Genomic DNA, 2334 nt, shown 5'->3' with positions numbered 1-2334 from the left:
GTAATAAATTGTGCTAAAATAGGCTCATGACAAATTTAAATCACATTGTTATTGCTGCCTGTATTTTTGTTTCCTTTATTTCTGTTTTAAGTCTGATTCTTTTGATTTTACGGACATCTTCAGATTCTTCAAAAAATTCTTTATCACTTATAAATTCAATTCAGCAGAAATTAGGTTTTCTTGAAGCCAGTGCAAATCAGATTCAGGAACTTGGAAAAGATATGCATTCCCTTCAGAATATTTTAAATGCGCCAAAGCTGCGGGCTAATTTTGGTGAATATCTCCTTTATAATCTTTTAAAAGACACGATTCCTGCTAAGCATTATGAGCAGCAGTATCATTTTTCGGATGGAAGTGCTGTTGATGCAGTATTAAAACTTGGAAATCATCTTGTTCCAATAGATTCAAAATTTCCTCTGGAAAGCTTTAACCGTTATATTAATTCAGAAAATCCTGATGCCAAAAAAAAAGCTAAAACTGAATTTGCAAAATCCGTGAAGCTGCGGGTTGATGAAATTGCAAAAAAGTATATCAGACCGCTTGAACATACTTTTGATTTTGCTTTTATGTATATTCCGTCAGAAAGTGTTTATTATGAAATTTTGACAAATGATTCAATAAAACAATATGAGCTTTTTGAATATGCAATGGAAAATAAAGTAATTTTTGTTTCACCGAATACTTTTTATTCTTATCTGCTTTCGATTGTATATGGGCTGAACGGCTTCAAAATTGAAGAAAAAGCAGAGGCAATTATTGATGAACTTTCTTCGCTTCGTCTTTCCTGCAATGATATGATTTCTGATTTTGAAGTTTTAGGAAAACATCTTGCAAATGCACAGGCAAAATTCAGCGAAACCATGAATAAAGCACAAAAAATTACGGCTGAATTAAACCATCAGTTTTTGAAATAAAACTTTTCATCAGGAATTTCAGCATTTATAATTGAGTAAAATTTTTCAAAATCAGGTTTAGCATTTCCTGCATCCCGCCAGACAAGTGATGCATTTTGAACTGCTTTTTGTGCAGTCTGATATGATAGGCCAAGATTATGTTTTTCGATTAATGAAGCTGTTTTGAGCGGGTTTTTGTTTACCCAGGATACTGCTGATTTATAGACAGTGATGAATTTCTGTAAAAGGGCTCTGTTATTACCGGCAAATTCTGTACGGCAGACTAAAAGTACAGCCGGAAAATTTGGAGAATTTTCTGATTCAGAATAAATTTTTGAAATGTTTTCTGCATATCTGATTTCAGAAGAATTGAGCTGTGCAACTGAAGCGAAAGGTTCTGTAAGAAGGGCAAACTGAATTTCATTTGTAATCAGTTTGTTGGGTATATTTGCAGCAGGAACAGAAAAATCAATGTTAACAGATTCTTCACTGCTGTCAGTGGTTATGTTTTCTTTGGAAAGGATATACTGGAAAATCCGGGCTTCTGTACTGTAACTTGATGCAGCGAAAACCTTCTTTCCCTTTAAGTCCTGAAGCGATTTGTAAGACGAATCATTTGTGATAAGAAAAATATTTCCGTTCTGGCAGACTCCAAGTGCTGTTATTGAGTCATTTTTCAGATTAAAGACTTTTGCAGCAGTTTTTGATGAAAGAAAACCTGCATCAATTTCGCCACGAAGAAGTTTTAAAAGTGTATCCTGTTCTGAATCTAAAATTTTAAAACTCATGTTTTGTACGGCAAGTTTTTCTTTATTTTCGATTAAGTACGCACATGGAGCACAGAAAATACCTTTCTGCACTCCAAGTCTTATGGAAGCAGACTGTGCGTATAAATGCAGAAAACTTAAATTGATTAAAATTAAAACGATTTTTTTGAGCATCGGAGGTATTATAACTGAAAATGAAAAAATGAACCATTGTTCTGACTGTCTATGATAAATTCCCGGACAGACAGAACAATAAGTCTGGTTTTATTTTTCTCCTTCAATTACAGCATCCATGCTGCATTTTGGCGGAAGCCCGTCAACAAGCGCTGCATTTCCGGCATTTGCATACATGTTAAGTAATGCAGCACCTGTTTTTGGATTCATGATGACGGAAGGACCTGCGATACATCCGCCTTCACATGCCATAACTTCGATAAGGTTCGGACAGTCTGCAGGGGAAGGAACAGTGCCTGCATTGATTTTTCCGTAATTCTGCAAAGCTTTAATACCGGCTTTATCAAGGCCGTTAATTACAACCGGACGGAGGATTGTGTTTTTGTCTAGTGGCAGACGGATTTTAACACTTTCGGCAACTCCGCCGGTTTTAGCAAAATTTCTGCCTGAAACGGTAGTAAGGTATTTTGGAAGAGTAACGTCCATTTTGTTTACTTCAA

The 2334-nt window shown here is 35.4% G+C and carries 3 protein-coding genes; 1 reads left to right on the top strand and 2 read right to left on the bottom strand.

Annotated elements, in window-relative coordinates:
* Positions 1-26 precede the first annotated feature (26 nt).
* Positions 27-914, top strand: coding sequence for a DNA recombination protein RmuC (locus tag ACKI5B_RS03595; RefSeq protein ID WP_407425917.1), 888 nt, complete (start codon positions 27-29; stop codon positions 912-914).
* On the opposite strand, the gene ACKI5B_RS03590 is transcribed toward ACKI5B_RS03595, so the two are convergent.
* The gene (locus ACKI5B_RS03590; RefSeq protein ID WP_407425915.1) at positions 899-1834 is read right to left on the bottom strand and encodes an ABC transporter substrate-binding protein; all 936 of its coding nucleotides are present in this window, start codon (positions 1832-1834) and stop codon (positions 899-901) included. The two genes, ACKI5B_RS03595 and ACKI5B_RS03590, sit on opposite strands and share 16 nt — an antisense overlap.
* A gap of 90 nt (positions 1835-1924) precedes the next feature.
* Positions 1925-2334 (bottom strand): [Fe-Fe] hydrogenase large subunit C-terminal domain-containing protein (locus ACKI5B_RS03585; RefSeq protein WP_407425913.1); only part of this gene is annotated, 410 nt, incomplete at its 5' end.

This window comes from Treponema sp., assembly GCF_045657965.1.
GTDB lineage: Bacteria > Spirochaetota > Spirochaetia > Treponematales > Treponemataceae > Treponema_D.
The sequence above is the reverse complement of the archived record's forward strand: the minus strand, read 5'-3'. Positions and strand labels throughout refer to the sequence as shown.